Source organism: Variovorax sp. 01N425, from assembly GCF_056399465.1.
The window spans coordinates 250,857-266,906 of the sequence record NZ_JBFTRJ010000003.1 but is presented as its reverse complement, the minus strand read 5'-3'; the positions used below and the strand labels follow the sequence as shown (position 1 = coordinate 266,906).

The window sequence follows — 16,050 nt, the reverse complement described above, 5'->3', positions numbered from 1 at the left end:
ATCGATTCATCTCCGGGAGCTTCAAATGGCCAGACCGAATCTGCGGGACGTCGCTTCCAACCCCCTGCCGGCCGAGGACAACGGTCTGTCGCAGGACGATGCCAACGGCCTCGGAAACGAGTTCGGCCGTGCAGGGCGCATCGGTGCGTGGGCGCTGGCTGCCGGATTCGGCGGCTTTCTGCTGTGGGCTGCCTTTGCTCCGCTGGACGAGGGCGTGCCGAGCCAGGGGCAGGTGGCCATCGACACCAAGCGCAAGGCTGTCCAGCACCAGATCGGCGGCATTCTCAAGGAGGTGCGGGTGGGCGAGGGCGACCAGGTCCAGGAAGGCCAGTTGCTGTTCAAGCTCGACGACGCCGCGGCCAGGGCGAGCTTCGAAACCGTGCGGCAGCGCTATCTGGGCTTTCGTGCCATACAGAGCCGGCTGCTGGCCGAACAGGCGGGCCAGGACACCATCGACTTTCATCCGGACCTGCAGGCGGCGGCCTCGGACCCGCTGATCCGCCAGCAGATGTTCAACCAGGAGCACCTGCTCAGGTCGCGCCGCGCCGCCTTGCGCGCCGACCTGCAATCGATCGAAGAGAACATCCAGGGCCAGCAGGAGCTGTCCCAAGCCTATTCAAGCATGTTGGGCAGCCGCCGGACCCAGCTGTCGCTCCTCGACGAAGAACTGGGCCAGATGCGCAAGATGGTCGGCGAAGGCTTTGCCCCGCGCAATCGCCAGCTGGAGATGGAGCGGCAAGTGGCGGAATCGAACACCTCCATCGCAGAACTCATCGGCAACATGGGCCGGGCGCGGCGATCGGTCGCGGAGCTTCGCCAGCGCGCCATCGTTCGGCAGCAGGAGTACCACAAGGAGGTGGAAACCCAGCAGGCCGAAGTCAGCCGCGAGGTGCTTGGAGATTTCGAGAAGTTCGTTGCCTTGCGCGATGAACTGGGCCGCACCGAAATCCGCTCGCCCGCTTCGGGCCAGGTGGTGGCGCTGGTGGCGCAGACCGTTGGCGGCGTGGTCGCGCCAGGGCAGAAACTGATGGACGTGGTTCCTGCCAACGAGCCCTTGCTGCTCGAGACCAGGGTGCCGCCCCACCTGATCGACCGCGTCCGCGCCGGCATACCGGTGGATGTGCGCTTCTCGAATTTTGCCCATTCTCCGCAGCTCGTGGTGCAGGGCAGGCTGGTCTCGGTCTCCGGCGACCTGCTGGTCGATTCGCAGACCAACGCGAGCTACTACCTTGCGCGGGTGGCCGTGACGCAAGAGGGCCTGAAGAAGCTCGGAAAGCGCTCGCTGCAGCCGGGCATGCCGGTCGAGGTGGTCTTCAAGACGGGAGAGCGCTCGCTGCTCGTCTACCTCTTGCATCCGCTCACCAAGCGCATCGCCGCCTCGATGACGGAAGAATGAAGGTGAAGCAAGACCTGCTGCCGCGGATACGGCTGCAGGCGCTTGCGGGCGGTCCCAAGGCCGATGCGATCGACGAGATCGACGGCTGGCTCGTGTGCCGGCCCAGCCCCCTCAGATCACCGGCACGCTGGTTTCCTTGAGCACGCGCAGCACGAAATGCGACTTGCTGTGGCGGATGCCCGGGATCTTGTAGAGCTTTTCGCGCAGCAGCCGTTCGTAGTCGCGCGTGTCGCGCACCGCAATGCGGATGTAGTAGTCGTAGTCGCCCGACACAAGATAGGCCTCCTGGATCTCCGGAATGGTCGCGAGCACGCGGCCGAAGTCGTAGAGCGTTTCGTCGGTGTGGCTTTCGAGCGTGACCTGCACGATCACGGAATCGTGGTAGCCGAGCTTGGCCGGATCCACGTCGATGGTGTAGCGCTTGATGACGCCATGGGCTTCGAGCTTCTTGATGCGCGTCCAGCAGCTGGTGGGCGACAGGCCGACCTCGTTGCCGATCTCCTGCAGGGTCTTGCGCGAATCGAGCAGCAGCACCCGCAGGATCGCCATGTCGATCTTGTCGAAAGATCCTTCTTCAATGGAGGCTGTTTTCCGAAGAGTTTTCATGAATTGGACCGAAAGAGCCAAAAGAAAGAAGCAAATTCTGCATCAGAAGCGGAAAAATAGACGGCATGCGACTGCTCGACCTTCCCCTCACGCCTTCCCCGTCCCTCCACCCCGAAGTCCCCGGCGCCGCCTTCCGCGTGCGCAACGGCGCCGAGGCCCTGCTCGACACGCTGGTCGAGTGCGGCGTCGACACCATCTTCGGCTACCCGGGCGGCGCCGCGCTGCCGCTGTACGACGCGCTGCATGGCGAGCCGCGGCTGCGCCACGTGCTGGTGCGCCATGAGCAGGCCGCGGTGCATGCGGCCGAGGGCTATGCGCGCAGCACGGGGCGCGTGGGCGTGGTGCTGGTCACCTCGGGGCCGGGCGTGGGCAACACCATCACGGGGCTGCTCGATGCCATGAGCGATTCAGTGCCGGTGCTCTGCATCAGCGGGCAGGTCGCGACCGCGGTGATCGGCACGCAGGCCTTCCAGGAGAGCGATGCGCTGGGCATGTCGCGCCCCGTCACCAAGTGGAACCAGCAGGTGCGCACGGCGGACGATGTGCCTTCGCTGGTGCGCCGCGCGCTGGAGATCGCCGCCTCGGGCCGGCCGGGGCCGGTGCTGCTCGACGTGCCGAAGGATGTCCAGCTCGCGCGCCTCGCGCATGGCACTGCGCCAAAGCCGCTGCGCGCGCTCCGCACGGGCAGGGCGGCGCTGCCGCCGAAGGCCATGCTGCAGCGCGCGGCCGACCTGCTCTCGACCGCGCGCCGGCCCGTGCTCTACGGCGGCGGCGGGCTGATCAACTCGGGGCTGGCCGCCTGCGAGGCCTTCGCGCAGCTGGTGCAGCGCCTGCATGCGCCGTGCACGCTCACGCTGATGGGGCTCGGCGCCTTCCCCGCGTCCGACCCCAAATTCATCGGCATGCTGGGCATGCACGGCATGCTCGAAGCCAACCTTGCGATGCACGAGGCCGACCTGGTGGTGTGCGTCGGTGCGCGCTTCGACGACCGCGTGACCGGCAAGCTCGACGAGTTCTGTCCGCATGGGCGCAAGATCCACATCGACATTGATCCGGGCAGCATCAACAAGGTGGTGAAGGTCGATGTGCCCATGGTGGGCGACTGCGCCGCGATCCTCGACGCCGTGCTTGCGCTGCTGCCGGCCGAAGGCCTTGCGCCCGAACGGCTCGCGCCTTGGTGGGAGCGCATCGAGCGCTGGCGTGCCGAGGCGTGCCTGCGCTTCGCGCAGCGTGGCGACGCCATCCTGCCGCAGCAGCTGATGTCGTCGCTGCAGCGCGCCATCGCGGGCCGCGACGCGATCGTCTCCACCGACGTGGGCCAGCACCAGATGTGGGCCGCGCAATACCTGCGCTTCGACCGCCCGCGCCGCTGGCTCACCTCGGGCGGCGCCGGCACCATGGGCTACGGGCTGCCCGCGGCCATCGGCGCGCAGATCGGCCACCCCGATGCGCTGACGGTCTGCGTGAGCGGCGACGCCTCGGTGCTCATGAACATCCAGGAGCTGTCGACGGCGGTGCAGCACCGCGCGCCTGTGAAGCTGGTGCTGTGCAACAACGGCTACATGGGCATGGTGCGGCAGTGGCAGGAGCTCAACCACGGCAACCGGCTGAGCCACAGCTGGAACGAGGCGCTGCCCGATTTCGTGGCGCTGGCCAAGGCCTTCGGCTGGGGCGCACGCCGCGTGTCGGACCCGGCCGAACTCGAAGCCGCGCTGGCCGAATGCCTGGCCAGCGAAGGCCCGTTCTTCCTCGACGTGCAGGTCGCCGCGCAGGAAAACTGCTTTCCGATGATGCCGGCCGGGCAGGGGCACCACCGCGTGATGCTGGCGAAGGACCGCTGGTACGAAGAAGCCTAGACGCTCTGCAGGCGCACGTCGGCGGCCGGGATCGCATTGAGCTCGGCCCAGTCCATCTCCTCCTCGAGCCGGTGGTAGGTGTCGTCCTCGATCCGGCCACTCGCGCGCAGGCCGTCGAGCGCCTGCCGCTGCGCGCGGATGGCCGTGGCGCGCAGGCGGTCGTGCGCCGTCTTCGCCTGCGGCTCGGCCGTGTCCGACGCCAGCACGCGCGCTGCGCGGTACTCGTCGCGCACGGCCTCGGCCTCGGTGCCGTTCTCGGCTTCGAGCGCAGACAGCGCCGCATCCATCATGGCGGTGCGCGCGAGCGAGATCTCTTCTTCGAGCGATGCATCGGGCGCGATCCTCAAGGCCCTGATCAGCGGCCCGATCGTGAAGCCCTGGATCACCAGCGTGCCGAGCACGACCGCGAACGCGCTCAGCACGATCAGGTCGCGTCCCGGAAAGTCGGGCGGCAGCGCGAAGGCCGTGGCCATGGTGACCAGCCCACGCATGCCCGACCATCCCACCAGCAGCCCGATGCGCTTCGACGGAATCGCGATGCGCCGGGGCTTGAAGCCCAGCCGGTGCTTGGCCGCGCGCATCACCGCACCGTAGAACAGCACCCAGCCCACACGCACGGCGATGACCAGCGCCAGCACGATGCCCGCGAATTGCAGCGCGTGCGCAAGCGCGGGCCCCGAAAGCCGGTCGACGATGCCGCGTGCCTGCAGGCCCATCAGGAAGAACGCGAGCACGTTGAGCGTGAACACCACCGCGCCCCACACCGCGTAGGAATGCACGCGGTCGCGCGGTGCGTTGCGGCCCGGCGCGTATTGGCCCAGCGTCATGCCGAACGCGACCACCGAGATGATCGGCGACAGGTGCAGCCGCTCGGCCACGATCCATGCGCCGAAGGTCATGACAAACTGGAAGATGATGGCCGAGCGCGTGCCGGCAAAGAGCGGTGCGCCCACGTGCAGGTTGAGCTTGGCAAACGCGATGCCGACCAGCGCGCCGCCCGGCACTGCAACCAGCAGCATCGGCAGCGAGCTGGTGATCGGCAGGTGCGCCGAGCCTGCGGCCGACACCGCCACGCCGAACACCAGCAGTGCGACGGCGTCATTGAGCAGGCTTTCGCCGTTGATGACCGACAGCGTGCGCCGCGGAATGCGGAACTGCTGCATCACCGCCGCGGCGGCCACCGCATCGGGCGGTGCGACGATGGCGCCGAGCGTGATGGCCGCGGCCAGCGGCAGGCCGGCGAATGCCCAGCCGGCCCATGCCACCGCAGCGGTGGTCAGCAGCACGGCCACCAGCACCAGCGAAACCAGCGGCAGCCAGTTGCGGCGCAGCTCGCGCGGCGCGGTGTCGAAGGCCGAGTCGAGCAGTGCAGGCGCGATGAAAAGCGCGAGCGCCAGGTGCGGATCGAGGCTGATGTGCGGCACCCAGGGCATCGCGCCCAGCGCCACGCCGGCCAGCGCCAGCATCGACGGGTAGGGCAGCGCAAGGCGCCGCGAAAGCTGCAGCAGCAGGCAGGCCGCGACCAGCATGAGCAGCACGTTTTCGAAGATGTCCACCGGGGCCCCTCAGTTCTTCATGTCGTTCCCAGAATACTAGGAGAGGCTCGGCCGTTTTTTGCGGGATGCCGTCGGTGCGCGCCGCTCAGGCGAAGATTTCTTCGGGAAGGGACTGTGCTTCGGGCGATGCGAGCGAGGCCAGCGGCCGCGGCGTGGCCTCCAGCAATGCCCGCGTTTAGCCATGGCGCGGCGCATCGAACACCGCGCCGCCGCTTGCAGCTTCCCACGAGGCGATGCGCTTTTTTCCTACGCGAGCACAGCTTTACAAAAAAGGAGCATCGGGTTTCGTTTGTTGCGCAGGGTACGGCAACGGGCCCATGCTCGTCTTTGCAGAGAGAGAGAACACGATGGAACCTCACGAACATGCCCCGCAGCACCAAGGCGGGCACCCCTACGGGATGTTTGCAGTGAACATGCTGCTCAGCCTCGCCGTCATGTACCTGGTCATGTTTTCGATGATCGACGGCTGGGGCGACTTCCGGAACAACCTCAACATGTTCTACATGGCGCTCACCATGGTCGCGCCGATGGGAATCATCATGCTCGCCACCATGCGAGGCATGTACCGCAGCAAGGCGCTCAATGCGGCGCTCCATGCGGGGCTCGCGATCCTGTTTGTCGCCGCCCTGGCCGGGACTCGGCAGCAGGGCCTGATCGGCGACAGGCAGTTCATCGCCTCGATGGTGCCGCACCACTCGGGCGCCATCCTCATGTGCCGCGAGGCCGAGCTCAAGGACCCGGAACTGGTCAGGCTGTGCGGGCAGATCTCGAGCTCGCAGCGCAAGGAGATCGATGAGATGAACGCAATCCAGAAGCGACTGGGTGCGAGGTAGCCCGAGCCGCGGTCCCGGCAGCCCGTCAGCGGATCACCAGCCGCGGCGCGCTCCCTTGCGCGCTGGCAGTGCCAATCACCGCGGCGTCGTCGAAGCCATGCCGGCGGAAGATGGCCAGCACCTCGTCGAGCGCCTCGGGCGCGCACGAAACCAGCAGTCCGCCGCTGGTCTGCGGGTCGGTGAGCAGGGCGCGCTCTTCCTCGGCAAAGTTCTGCGGCAGCGCCACATCGGAGCCGTAGCCGGCCCAGTTGCGGCCGGATGCGCCGGTGACGTGTCCCGACTGCACCAGGCCGCGCACGCCTTCCAGCACGGGCACCTGCTGCCAGTCGATCTCCAGCGACAGCTTTGCGCCGCGTGCCAGTTCCAGCGCATGGCCGGCCAAGCCGAAGCCCGTCACGTCGGTCAGCGCATGCACGCCGTCGAGCGCCGCGAGCTCGGGGCCGGGCGTGTTCAGCCGCGTCGTGGTGGCGATCATGCGTTGGTAGCCGGCCGCGTCGAGTGCCTCCTTCTTGAGCGCCGCCGACAGGATGCCCACGCCCAGCGGCTTGCCCAGCACCAGCAGGTCGCCGGCCTTGGCGCCGGCATTGCGCTTGACGCGCTTCGGGTGGACCAGGCCGAGCGCGACCAGCCCGTAGATGGCCTCGACCGAATCGATGGTGTGGCCGCCCGCGATCGGAATGCCCGCCGCCCGGCACACCGATTCGCCGCCTTCGAGGATGCGCCCGATGGTCGCCGTGCTGAGCACGTTGATCGGCATGCCGACCAGCGCGAGCGCCAGGATCGGCTTGCCGCCCATCGCATACACGTCGGAGATCGCGTTGGTGGCCGCGATGCGGCCGAAGTCGAACGGATCGTCGACGATCGGCATGAAGAAGTCGGTGGTGGCGATCAGCGCCTGCTCGTCGTTGAGCTGGTAGACGGCCGCGTCGTCGGCCGTCTCGATGCCGACCAGCAGCTCGGGCGGCATCGGCATGCGCGCCGTGCCCTTGAGGATTTCCGACAGCACGCCGGGCGCGATCTTGCAGCCGCAGCCGCCGCCGTGCGACAGCGAGGTGAGGCGGGGCTCGGCGGCGGGGGCTTGCGGGAGGGCAGCGTTCATGGTGGTGGTGGCTGGAGTTCGTTCAGGAGTTGGAACAGTGCGGCCTGCTCGGCCCTGGGGTCGAACAGCGGCGCGCGCAACGCGCATTGTGTGCGCAAGCTGTCGAGCAGACCGGCCGCGCGGTCTTTGGAGCCCTGGCCCGCGCGGCAGGCCTCGAGCAGCGCCGCCAGTGCGGCGGCATCCCCGTGCGGAAAGTAGCCCGCGTAGTCGTTGCCGAGCATGCCGACATTGCCCGGCACGCGCGACGCCAGCACCGGCGTGCCGCTGCGCACCGCTTCCATGATCACGTGGGCCCCGCCTTCCAGCGCGCTGGTGTGCACCAGCACGTGGGCGCGCTGGATGCGCTGGCGGGTCTGCGCATGGGGCAGGGCGCCGAGCCAGCGGTAGCCCGGGCAGTCGCTTGCCAATGCGCGCGCAAGCTCGCCCAGCCCGGCATCGCCCGCGTCGCCGATGTGGTCGATGCGGATGTCCTCGCGCCCGCACAGCAGGCGCGCCGCGTCGAACAGCGTCTGCGGCGACTTGACCTGCCGCAGGTGGCCGACCATCACCGCGCGCAGTTGGCGTGCGGACTTGGGCAGCTCGGCGCGCGCGGATGTCGACTGGTACACCACGCGCGCCTTGGCCCGGCACTCCGGCGGCAGGGCCTCGGCGCCCAGCGCCTGCAGCACGACCAGGCGCTGCGCCAGCTGCAGCGAGCGCTGCGCCTGCGGGTCGCTGCCGATGTCCTGGTACAGGTCGGTGCCGGTCAGCACCACGCCCAGGCCGCGGCCGGGGTGGGCGTGGGCCCAGTGCGCGATCGATTCCGCGGAGCGCCGCGCGTGCAGCGCCAGCATCACGGTGTCGGCCGATGCGTCTGCATCGGGCCATTGCTGCACCACGCGCGCGCTGCAGACGGGCGACAGCAGGGCCTTCCAGCGCTGGGCGGTGCGCCAGTTGCCATTGTTGGCGCCGGGCAAGGCCGGGCTTACGATGACAAGCGATGGATTCGACATTGCCTGTTTATAGCGTGGCCGGTGCGCCCGAGGCACTCGCGCTGCGCGCGGGGCCGCCGGCATCGGTGCGCGCGGCGCTGCTGGCTGCACGGCGGCGCACGCTCGACCTCGCGGACGATTTCCGGGCCGCGCTGGGGGATGCCTATCCCGGCATCGGCTACGCGCCCGAACTCAATCCGCCGCTCTGGGAGCTGGGCCACGTGGCCTGGTTCCAGGAATGGTGGATCGGCCGCAACCGGCAGCGCGCACGCGGCGTGGCCTGCGAGCCGGACCACGCGCGCGAGCCTTCGCTGCTGCCGCAGGCCGATGCCTGGTACGACTCCGGCCGCGTGGCGCACCGCACCCGCTGGGCGCTCCCGCTGCCCGATGCCGAGGCCACGCGCGACTACCTCGAACGCACGCTCGCGCAAACGCTGGCCCTGCTGGACGAGCTCCCGCCCGATGCGCACGACGATGCGCTCTACTTCTTCCGCCTGGTCGCCCTGCACGAGGCCATGCATGCGGAAGCGGCGGCCTACATGGCCGAGGGCCTGGGCATCGCGCTGCGCGAGGGCGGGGTTGCGCCGCAGCTTGCAGAGGATGCCGAACTGGAACTGCCGGCGCAGCGCTTGCGCATGGGTTCCGATGCAGGCACCGGCTTTGCGTTCGACAACGAGCTCCTGTCCCACGACGTGAGCATCGAGCCGCTGCGCATCGATGCGCAGGCCGTGAGCTGGGCGCGCTTCCTGCCGTTCGTGGAAGCCGGCGGCTACGAGCACCCGGCGTGGTGGTCCGACGCGGGCCGCGACTGGCTCGCGCGCCAGCTGCTGCGCCACCCTGCCCATCTGCGTGCGGCGGGCACCGGCTGGCAGCAGCGGCGCGGCGGCCGCTGGCTGCCGCTCGACCCGCAGGGCGCAGCGGTCCACCTGAACGCGCACGAAGCCGAGGCCTGGTGCCGCTGGGCCGGGCGGCGGCTGCCGACCGAAGCCGAATGGGAGTGCGCGGCGCTCACGCTGCCGGGCTTCGCCTGGGGCCGGGTCTGGGAATGGACCTCGAGCCCGTTCGAGCCTTACCCAGGCTTCGCGCCCCATCCCTACCGCGACTACTCGGCGCCGTGGTTCGGCACCCGGCGGGTGCTGCGCGGCGCCTGCCACGCCACGTCGGCGGCGCTCGCGCATGCGCGCTACCGCAACTTCTTCGAGCCGCACCGCCGCGACATCTTCGCCGGCTTCCGCAGCTGCCGGGCCCCCGGCGGGTGATTGGGGTCTTGCGGTCTAATCCCCGCCTTGTTCTTCGCTTTTCGGGAGTCTCATGAAATTCGCTGTCTTGCCGCGCTTCGTGCTGGCGCTGGCCCTGCTGGCCGGTGCCATCGCCGCGCAGGCCCAACAAACCTTCCGCATCACCGCGATCCCCGACGAATCGCCGACCGAGCTCGCGCGCAAGTCGGCGCCGCTGGCCGCCTACCTGGAGCGCAAGCTGGGCGTGAAGGTCGAATTCACGCCGGTCACCGACTACGCCGCCGCCGTCGAGGCCCTGGCCAACAAGCAGGTCGACCTGGCCTGGCTCGGCGGCTTCACCTTCGTGCAGGCCAGCCATCGTTCGGGCGGCAAGGTGGTGCCGCTGGTGCAGCGCGAGGAAGACGAGAAATTCCGCTCGGTGTTCATCACGACGAATCCGGACATCCGCTCGCTCGCCGACCTCAAGGGCCGCAACCTGAGCTTCGGCTCGCAGTCCAGCACCTCGGGCCACCTGATGCCGCGCAGCTTCCTGCTGGCGGCCGGCATCGACCCCGACCGCGACCTCAAGCGCGTGGCCTATTCCGGCGCGCACGATGCCACGGTGGCCGCGGTCGCATCCGGCAAGGTGGACGCGGGGGCGCTCAACATCTCGGTGTGGGACAAGCTCGTGGCCGACAAGAAGGTCGATCCGGCGAAGGTGCGGGTGTTCTACACCACGCCCGCCTACTACGACTACAACTGGACCGTGCATGCCGACATGCCGGCCGCCCGGCGCGAGCAGCTGGTGCGCGCGTTCATCGAGCTGAGCCCGGCCACGCCTGAGGGCAAGGACATCCTCGCGCTGCAGCGTGCCACGCGCTTCGTGCCGACGCGCGCCGAGAACTACAAGGGCATCGAGGCCGCGGCGCGCAACGCCGGGCTGCTGAACTGACCGGCGCAATGCAGGAGCGAAGCTGGTGAACATCGAGCTGCGGTCGGCCTCCGGCCGGCACCCGGCGGCCCCCGCCGCGGCGCCGCCGGCGCTGCGGGCGCTGGACCTGCACGTGGCGGCGGGCGAGCAGGCTGCGGTGATCGGCCCTTCGGGCGCCGGCAAGACGACGCTGCTGCACCTGATGGCCTGCGCGCTGGCGCCCGCGGCCGGCAGCATCGAGCTCGACGGCCGCGATCCCTGGCGGCTGCCCCGGCGCGAACTGCAGCGCCTGCGCGGCCGGCTGTTCCTGGCGCCCCAGGTGCCGCCGCTGCCGCCGCGCCAGCGCGTGGTGACCGCGGTGCTGGCGGGCCGGCTGCCGCGCATCGGGCTGTGGCAGGCGCTGCGCAGCCTGTTCTATCCGACCGGCATCGCGCAGGCCGACGCCGCGCTCGCGCGCTTCGACATGGCGGACAAGCTCTTCGCGCGCGTGGACCGGCTGTCCGGCGGCGAGCGGCAGCGCGTGGGGCTGGCGCGCGGCCTGCTGTCCGAGGCGCAGCTGGTGCTGGTCGACGAGCCCTTGTCGGCGCTGGACCCGGCCCGCGCCGGGCAGGCGCTGGACACCCTCACGCAATGGGCGCGCGACAGCGGGGCCACGCTGGTGGCCACCCTGCACGACGTGCCGCTCGCGCTGCAGCACTTTCCGCGCATCATCGGCCTGCGCGACGGATTGCTGGCCTTCGACCTGCCGACCGCGCAGGTGACGCCGGCCTTGCTGCGCGAACTCTATGCGCAGGAGCCGGCGCAGGCCGGCGTCCTCGACGAGGGTCCGGTCGCAGCGGCTCCTGTCGTGATGCACTGCCGCTGAGCATGGCCGCCGTCCCGTCACGCACAACACCGGCCGAGCGCGACCCCGCCTGGGCGCACCGCGTGTTCTGGCTGCTGGCCGCGGCCGTGGTGCTGTGGCCCATGCTCGTGCTGACCGAATTCAAGCCCTGGCTGCTGCTGGCGCCTGGCGGCATGGAGCCGGCGCTGCAATTTCTGGCCGGCTTCGTGCCGCCGCGCATGGACGCGGAGTTCCTGGCGCTGGTGGCGCGGGAAACCTGGCGCACGGTGGCCATTGCCACGGCCGGGCTCACGCTGGCCATGGTGCTGGCGGTTCCGCTCACGCTGCTGTCGGTGCGCTCGCTCTCCATCTCCGGCCTGGCCGGCCGCATGGCGGCGCTGCCGGCGGTGCTGCGCTTTTCGGTGCGCGGCCTGCTCATCGTGCTGCGCAGCGTGCCGGAACTCATCTGGGCGCTGGTGTTCGTGCGCGTGGTCGGGCTGGGCGTCACGGCCGGCGTGCTGGCCATCGCGCTCACCTATGCCGGCATGCTGGGCAAGGTCTACGGCGAGATTTTGGAAAGCGGCGATGCCCATCCGACCGAGACGCTGCTGCGCAACGGCGCCGGCCGCATCCAGGCCTTTTTCTACGGCCTGCTGCCGCAGAACGCGGCCGAGCTCACCAGCTACACCGTCTATCGTTGGGAGTGCGCCATCCGCTCGTCCGCGGTGCTCGGCTTCGTGGGCGCGGGCGGGCTCGGCCAGCAGATGGATGCGTCGATGAAGATGTTCAACGGCGCCGAGGTCAGCACCATGCTGCTGGTGTTCGTGCTGCTGGTCGCGGCCACCGACCGGCTGAGCGCCTGGCTGCGGCGCGCCCTGGCCTGAGAGCCTCCTCGCCATGCCCAAGACCGAACCGCAACCATCCGCCGCCAACGAGGTCTACCGGCTGCCGCCGCCGCTGTTCGATGCGCGCTGCCGCGCCTGCTGGATGGTCGCTGCCTTGGCGGCGCTGGTGGTCGCGAGCTTCTGGTCGCTCGACCTGCAGTGGGCGCGCTTCTTCTCGATCGATTCGCTGGCCCGCATGGGCCGCTTCGCCGGCGAGCTCGCCAAGCCGGCCCTTGGTGCGGCCTTCCTGCAGAAGCTGCTGCCGGCCGCGCTCGAGACGCTGGCGATGTCGGTGGTCGGCACCTTGCTGGCCGTGGTGGCCGGCCTGCTGCTCGCGCTGCCCGCGAGCAAGCTGCACGCCGGCGACCCGGCGCGCTGGCGCGGCCCCACGCGGCTGCTGCTCAACGCCCTGCGCAGCGTGCCGGAACTGATGTGGGCCGCGCTGCTGCTGATAGCGGCCGGCCTCGGGCCTTTCGCGGGCACGCTGGCGCTGGCGGTGCACACCTCCGGCGTGCTGGGCCGCCTGTTCGCCGAAAGCATCGAGAACGCGGCCCAGGGCCCCGCCTTTGCGCTGCGCGTGCGCGGCGTGCCGGAAGGGCGGGTGTTCCTCTATGCGACGCTGCCGCAGGTGCTGCCGCAACTGATGAGCTATGCGCTCTACCGGTGGGAGAACAACATCCGCGCCGCGGCCGTGCTGGGCGTGGTCGGCGCCGGCGGACTGGGCCAGATGCTGGCCTTCCACCTGGGCCTGTTCCAGATGCGCGAGACCAGCGCGGTGCTGCTGGCCATGATCGTGCTGGTCGCGCTGGTGGATGCCGCGAGCTACATCGCGCGGCGGCTGATGGGGCGGTGAACCGCGCTCGGGCGGCCGCTGCATGAGAAACTACAGCTGAAGGCCATCTGTATGAACGAAAGCGCCAAGCTGTTGAATTTGAAAGAAAAAGTCGTTTCCGTCGCTCCCATGATGGATTGGACGGACCGCCATTGCCGTTACTTCCATCGCCTGATGTCGCGCCACGCGCTGCTCTATACGGAGATGGTCACGACCGGCGCGCTGGTGCATGGCGACGTCCCGCGGCACCTGCGCTTCAACGAGGAAGAGCATCCCGTGGCCCTGCAACTGGGCGGCAGCGAGCCGGCCGATCTCGCGCATTGCGCCAGGCTCGGCGAGGAGTGGGGCTACGACGAGATCAACCTCAACTGCGGCTGTCCCAGCGAGCGGGTGCAGCGCGGCGCCTTCGGTGCCTGCCTGATGGCCGAGCCGGCGCTGGTGGCCGATTGCGTGAAGGCCATGGTCGACGCCACCCGCCTGCCGGTCACGGTCAAGCACCGCATCGGCATCGACAAGATCGAGAGCTACGAGTTCGTGCGCGACTTTGTCGGTGCGGTGAGCGAGGCCGGCTGCCGGGGCTTCATCGTGCATGCGCGCAACGCCTGGCTGCAGGGCCTGAGCCCGAAGCAGAACCGCGAGATTCCGCCGCTGCGCTACGAGCTCGTGCACCGCCTGAAGCACGAATTTCCGGAGCTGGATTTCTCGATCAATGGCGGCATCTCGGCCAACGCGCAGGTGCACGAGCACCTGCGGCTGCTCGACGGCGTGATGGTCGGCCGCGAGGCCTATCACAACCCCTGGTGGCTGGCCGAGTGGGACGCGGAGTTCTACGGCGCCGCGCCGCAGCCGCTCACGCGCGAGGACGTCGAGGCGCTGATGTGCGACTACATGGTCCGCGAGGCGGCCGAACATGGCACGCAGTGGTCGTCGATTGCGCGCCACATGCTGGGCCTGCGCAACGGCCTGCCCGGCGCGCGCCGCTGGCGCCAGGTCTGGAGCGACCATCGCCTCAAGGCGCGTCCGCCGCACGAGGTGATGGCGCTGGCGCACGAACCCGCGGCGCAAGAGGCCTGAAGCCGCGCGGCCTCAGGCTGCCATCAGCGTGGCCTCGGGCACGTCCTCGATGGTGGTGCGGCGCAGCTCGCGGCGCTCGCCGATGTCGTAGCGCCGGCCGCGGTGCAGGGTGCTGCGGTTGTCCCACATCACGAGGTCGCCCACCTGCCATTCGTGCGTGTAGACGAATTCGCGGCGCGTTGCATGCTCGAGCAGATCGGACAGGAACATGCGGCCCTCGGCGACCGGCCAGCCGATGATCTCGCGTGCATGCACGCCCACGAACAGCAGCTTGCGCCCCGAGCCCGGGTGCGTCTGCGCCAGCGGCCACACGGCGGGTGGAATGGCTTTCTTCTGGTCGTCGGTATAGGCCTCGTCGCCCAGCAGGATGCGGGTGTGCAGCGCATAGTGCTCGGCGCACAGGCCTTCGATCTCCGAGCGGGTGCGCTCGGGCAGGGCGTCATAGGCGGCGCGAAGATCCGCGAACTCGGTGTTGCCGCCCCAGCTCGGCAGCACCAGTGCATGCAGCATCGAATAGGCGGCGCGCGGGTTCTGGAAGGAGCTGTCGCTGTGCCAGAGCTGGTTGGCAAAATTCGACAGGTTCTTGGGCGAATCGCGGCGCGCCACCTTGCCTTCTGCATCGACGTTGGAGATGTCGATGAGCCGTTCGTCCTCCAGCCGCTCGGGGCGCTTGAAGACCTTCTTCAGGCCCAGGTCGAGCGGGCCGAACGACTTCGCGAAATCGATCTGCTGCTGGCCCGTGAGCGGCTGTCCGCGCCACACCAGCACGGCATAGCGGTTCATGGCCGCGTTGATCTGCTTCACCTCGGAAGGCGAGAGCGGCTGCGTGATGTCGATGCCGCGCGCCTCGGCGGCGAAGAGCGGGTGCAGGGGGGTGAGTTCGAGGGAGGACATGGGTCTTGCCAATGAGGATGGAAAATGGCGATGCCTATTCGGCCTGGATGCCGGCTTCGGCGATCACGCGCGACCAGCGCTTCATCTCGCTCTGGACGAAGGCGTCGAACTGCGCGGGGGTGGAAGCCACCACGTCCATGCCCTGTTCCTCGACGCGGCGGCGCATCTCGGGGTCGTGCAGCACTTTGGCGGTGTCGGCCTGGATCTTCGCGACCACCGCAGGCGGCGTGGCGCGCGGCGCGACGAAGCCGAGCAGGGCGCTCACGTGGAATCCCGGCAGGGTCTCGGCCACGGTCGGATAGCCGTAGCCCGGAATCCGCTTCTCGCCGAGCGTGGCGATCATCTTCATCCGGCCCGCCTTGACGTATGGCAGCACCGAAAGAAAAGGGTCGAACACGAGGTCGAGCCGCCCACCCAGCAGTTCGGTGTGCGCCGGCGCGCTGCCCTTGAAGGGCGCGTGCAGCATGTCGAAGCCCGCCTCGCGCTTGAGCAGCTCGGCGCCCAGGTGCGTGGTGCTGCCGGCGCCGGGCGTGCCGTAGCTGAGCTTGCCCGGGTTCTTCTTCGCGTAGGCGATGAGCTCGGCCAGCGTGCCGAAGGGCGCATCGGGCCGCGCGACGATCGCGAGCTGCAGGTTGGCGATCTGCGTGATGCCCGCGAGGTCTTTCACCGTGTCGTACGGAAGGCTCTTGCGCAGCGACGGATTGACCGCAAAGGACGAATTCACCATGCCGAAGGTCAGCCCGTCGGCCGGCGCCTTGGCGACGAAGTCGACGCCAATGGCCGTGCCGGCCCCCGGCTTGTAGTCGACGAGCACCGGCTGGCCCCACATCTCCTGCAGCTTGAGCGAGATCAGGCGCGCCACTGTGTCGGTCGGCCCGCCGGGCGCAAAGGGGACGATGAGCTTGACGGGCCCCTTGGGGTAGCCGCCCGCGTCGCCCGCGGTCGCCGCCGGGGCGGCGGCCGCAAAGCCGGACAGCGCCAAGCCGCTTCCCGCCAACAGCAGCAGGCGCCGGTCTCGCGAGGGAAGAAGGGCGGTTGAGCCGCCAGCGGAATGTCTCGAATTTCTGTATAAATGGAA

At 69.4% G+C, this 16,050-nt stretch carries 16 protein-coding genes; 10 read left to right on the top strand and 6 right to left on the bottom strand.

Translation table 11 applies throughout. The features are described 5' to 3' along the window. Positions 1 to 25 precede the first annotated feature (25 nt). Both AC1DSC_RS06875 and AC1DSC_RS06870 read left to right on the top strand, forming a co-directional pair. Complete coding sequence (locus AC1DSC_RS06875; protein WP_018902841.1) at positions 26 to 1,396, top strand: HlyD family type I secretion periplasmic adaptor subunit; 1,371 nt, start codon at positions 26 to 28, stop codon at positions 1,394 to 1,396. Then, positions 1,393 to 1,536: a hypothetical protein gene (locus AC1DSC_RS06870; RefSeq protein WP_018902840.1), complete on the top strand. Its 144-nt coding sequence runs from the start codon at positions 1,393 to 1,395 to the stop codon at positions 1,534 to 1,536. Before AC1DSC_RS06875 ends, AC1DSC_RS06870 begins: the two co-directional genes overlap by 4 nt. Here the strand turns inward: AC1DSC_RS06870 and AC1DSC_RS06865 are convergent. Beyond that, positions 1,508 to 2,002 carry an Lrp/AsnC family transcriptional regulator gene (locus AC1DSC_RS06865; RefSeq protein ID WP_196230422.1) on the bottom strand — a complete coding sequence of 165 codons (495 nt, stop codon included), beginning with the start codon at positions 2,000 to 2,002 and terminating at the stop codon, positions 1,508 to 1,510. The two genes, AC1DSC_RS06870 and AC1DSC_RS06865, sit on opposite strands and share 29 nt — an antisense overlap. A gap of 65 nt (positions 2,003 to 2,067) precedes the next feature. Between AC1DSC_RS06865 and ilvB the strand changes: the two genes are divergently transcribed. After that, positions 2,068 to 3,858, top strand: a complete 1,791-nt coding sequence (gene ilvB / locus AC1DSC_RS06860; RefSeq protein WP_062361886.1) for a biosynthetic-type acetolactate synthase large subunit — start codon at positions 2,068 to 2,070, stop codon at positions 3,856 to 3,858. Here the strand turns inward: ilvB and AC1DSC_RS06855 are convergent. Beyond that, positions 3,855 to 5,414 (bottom strand): cation:proton antiporter, encoded by a 1,560-nt coding sequence (locus AC1DSC_RS06855; RefSeq protein WP_018902838.1) that lies wholly within the window; start codon positions 5,412 to 5,414, stop codon positions 3,855 to 3,857. The two genes, ilvB and AC1DSC_RS06855, sit on opposite strands and share 4 nt — an antisense overlap. Before the next feature lie 347 nt (positions 5,415 to 5,761). On the opposite strand from AC1DSC_RS06855, the gene AC1DSC_RS06850 reads away from it, so the two are divergent. Then, positions 5,762 to 6,247, top strand: coding sequence for a DUF305 domain-containing protein (locus AC1DSC_RS06850; protein WP_230537695.1), 486 nt, complete (start codon positions 5,762 to 5,764; stop codon positions 6,245 to 6,247). Positions 6,248 to 6,272: 25 nt separating this feature from the next. Here the strand turns inward: AC1DSC_RS06850 and senC are convergent, their stop codons facing one another. Both senC and senB read right to left on the bottom strand, forming a co-directional pair. Then, on the bottom strand, positions 6,273 to 7,346 hold the full coding sequence (gene senC, locus AC1DSC_RS06845) for a selenophosphate synthetase SenC (RefSeq protein ID WP_012747182.1): 1,074 nt from the start codon (positions 7,344 to 7,346) through the stop codon (positions 6,273 to 6,275). Further along, positions 7,343 to 8,338: a selenosugar synthase SenB gene (gene senB, locus AC1DSC_RS06840; RefSeq protein ID WP_080642484.1), complete on the bottom strand. Its 996-nt coding sequence runs from the start codon at positions 8,336 to 8,338 to the stop codon at positions 7,343 to 7,345. The genes senC and senB overlap by 4 nt, the downstream gene beginning before the upstream one ends. On the opposite strand from senB, the gene senA reads away from it, so the two are divergent. From senA to dusA, 6 genes are read left to right on the top strand one after another with little or no spacing between them, the layout of a single operon-like run. Beyond that, a complete protein-coding gene (senA, locus tag AC1DSC_RS06835; protein ID WP_062361878.1) occupies positions 8,326 to 9,576 on the top strand; it encodes a selenoneine synthase SenA in 1,251 nt (416 codons plus the stop codon). The genes senB and senA overlap by 13 nt on opposite strands. A gap of 52 nt (positions 9,577 to 9,628) precedes the next feature. Further along, positions 9,629 to 10,486, top strand: coding sequence for a putative selenate ABC transporter substrate-binding protein (locus tag AC1DSC_RS06830; protein WP_012747185.1), 858 nt, complete (start codon positions 9,629 to 9,631; stop codon positions 10,484 to 10,486). Between the two features lie 25 nt (positions 10,487 to 10,511). Then, complete coding sequence (locus tag AC1DSC_RS06825) at positions 10,512 to 11,330, top strand: phosphonate ABC transporter ATP-binding protein (protein ID WP_018902834.1); 819 nt, start codon at positions 10,512 to 10,514, stop codon at positions 11,328 to 11,330. A gap of 2 nt (positions 11,331 to 11,332) precedes the next feature. Next, positions 11,333 to 12,172: a PhnE/PtxC family ABC transporter permease gene (locus AC1DSC_RS06820; protein WP_012747187.1), complete on the top strand. Its 840-nt coding sequence runs from the start codon at positions 11,333 to 11,335 to the stop codon at positions 12,170 to 12,172. 13 nt (positions 12,173 to 12,185) lie between these two features. Continuing rightward, positions 12,186 to 13,025, top strand: a complete 840-nt coding sequence (gene phnE / locus AC1DSC_RS06815) for a phosphonate ABC transporter, permease protein PhnE (RefSeq protein WP_018902833.1) — start codon at positions 12,186 to 12,188, stop codon at positions 13,023 to 13,025. 51 nt (positions 13,026 to 13,076) lie between these two features. Then, the gene (gene dusA / locus AC1DSC_RS06810; protein WP_018902832.1) at positions 13,077 to 14,078 is read left to right on the top strand and encodes a tRNA dihydrouridine(20/20a) synthase DusA; all 1,002 of its coding nucleotides are present in this window, start codon (positions 13,077 to 13,079) and stop codon (positions 14,076 to 14,078) included. Between the two features lie 12 nt (positions 14,079 to 14,090). Here dusA and AC1DSC_RS06805 read toward each other — a convergent pair whose 3' ends face one another. Continuing rightward, positions 14,091 to 14,972, bottom strand: coding sequence for a TauD/TfdA dioxygenase family protein (locus AC1DSC_RS06805; RefSeq protein ID WP_018902831.1), 882 nt, complete (start codon positions 14,970 to 14,972; stop codon positions 14,091 to 14,093). A 34-nt stretch (positions 14,973 to 15,006) separates the two neighbouring features. Next, positions 15,007 to 15,954: a tripartite tricarboxylate transporter substrate binding protein gene (locus AC1DSC_RS06800; RefSeq protein ID WP_020610549.1), complete on the bottom strand. Its 948-nt coding sequence runs from the start codon at positions 15,952 to 15,954 to the stop codon at positions 15,007 to 15,009. Positions 15,955 to 16,050 lie beyond the last annotated feature (96 nt).

Coding starts and splice junctions, on each gene's coding strand:
- senC (WP_012747182.1), bottom strand. CDS start 7,346: ATGAACGCTGCCCTCCCGCAAGCCCCCGCCGCCGAGCCCCGCCTCACC.
- senB (WP_080642484.1), bottom strand. CDS start 8,338: ATGTCGAATCCATCGCTTGTCATCGTAAGCCCGGCCTTGCCCGGCGCC.
- senA (WP_062361878.1), top strand. CDS start 8,326: ATGGATTCGACATTGCCTGTTTATAGCGTGGCCGGTGCGCCCGAGGCA.
- AC1DSC_RS06805 (WP_018902831.1), bottom strand. CDS start 14,972: ATGTCCTCCCTCGAACTCACCCCCCTGCACCCGCTCTTCGCCGCCGAG.
- AC1DSC_RS06870 (WP_018902840.1), top strand. CDS start 1,393: ATGAAGGTGAAGCAAGACCTGCTGCCGCGGATACGGCTGCAGGCGCTT.
- dusA (WP_018902832.1), top strand. CDS start 13,077: ATGAACGAAAGCGCCAAGCTGTTGAATTTGAAAGAAAAAGTCGTTTCC.
- ilvB (WP_062361886.1), top strand. CDS start 2,068: ATGCGACTGCTCGACCTTCCCCTCACGCCTTCCCCGTCCCTCCACCCC.
- AC1DSC_RS06875 (WP_018902841.1), top strand. CDS start 26: ATGGCCAGACCGAATCTGCGGGACGTCGCTTCCAACCCCCTGCCGGCC.
- AC1DSC_RS06865 (WP_196230422.1), bottom strand. CDS start 2,002: ATGAAAACTCTTCGGAAAACAGCCTCCATTGAAGAAGGATCTTTCGAC.
- AC1DSC_RS06820 (WP_012747187.1), top strand. CDS start 11,333: ATGGCCGCCGTCCCGTCACGCACAACACCGGCCGAGCGCGACCCCGCC.
- AC1DSC_RS06830 (WP_012747185.1), top strand. CDS start 9,629: ATGAAATTCGCTGTCTTGCCGCGCTTCGTGCTGGCGCTGGCCCTGCTG.
- AC1DSC_RS06850 (WP_230537695.1), top strand. CDS start 5,762: ATGGAACCTCACGAACATGCCCCGCAGCACCAAGGCGGGCACCCCTAC.
- phnE (WP_018902833.1), top strand. CDS start 12,186: ATGCCCAAGACCGAACCGCAACCATCCGCCGCCAACGAGGTCTACCGG.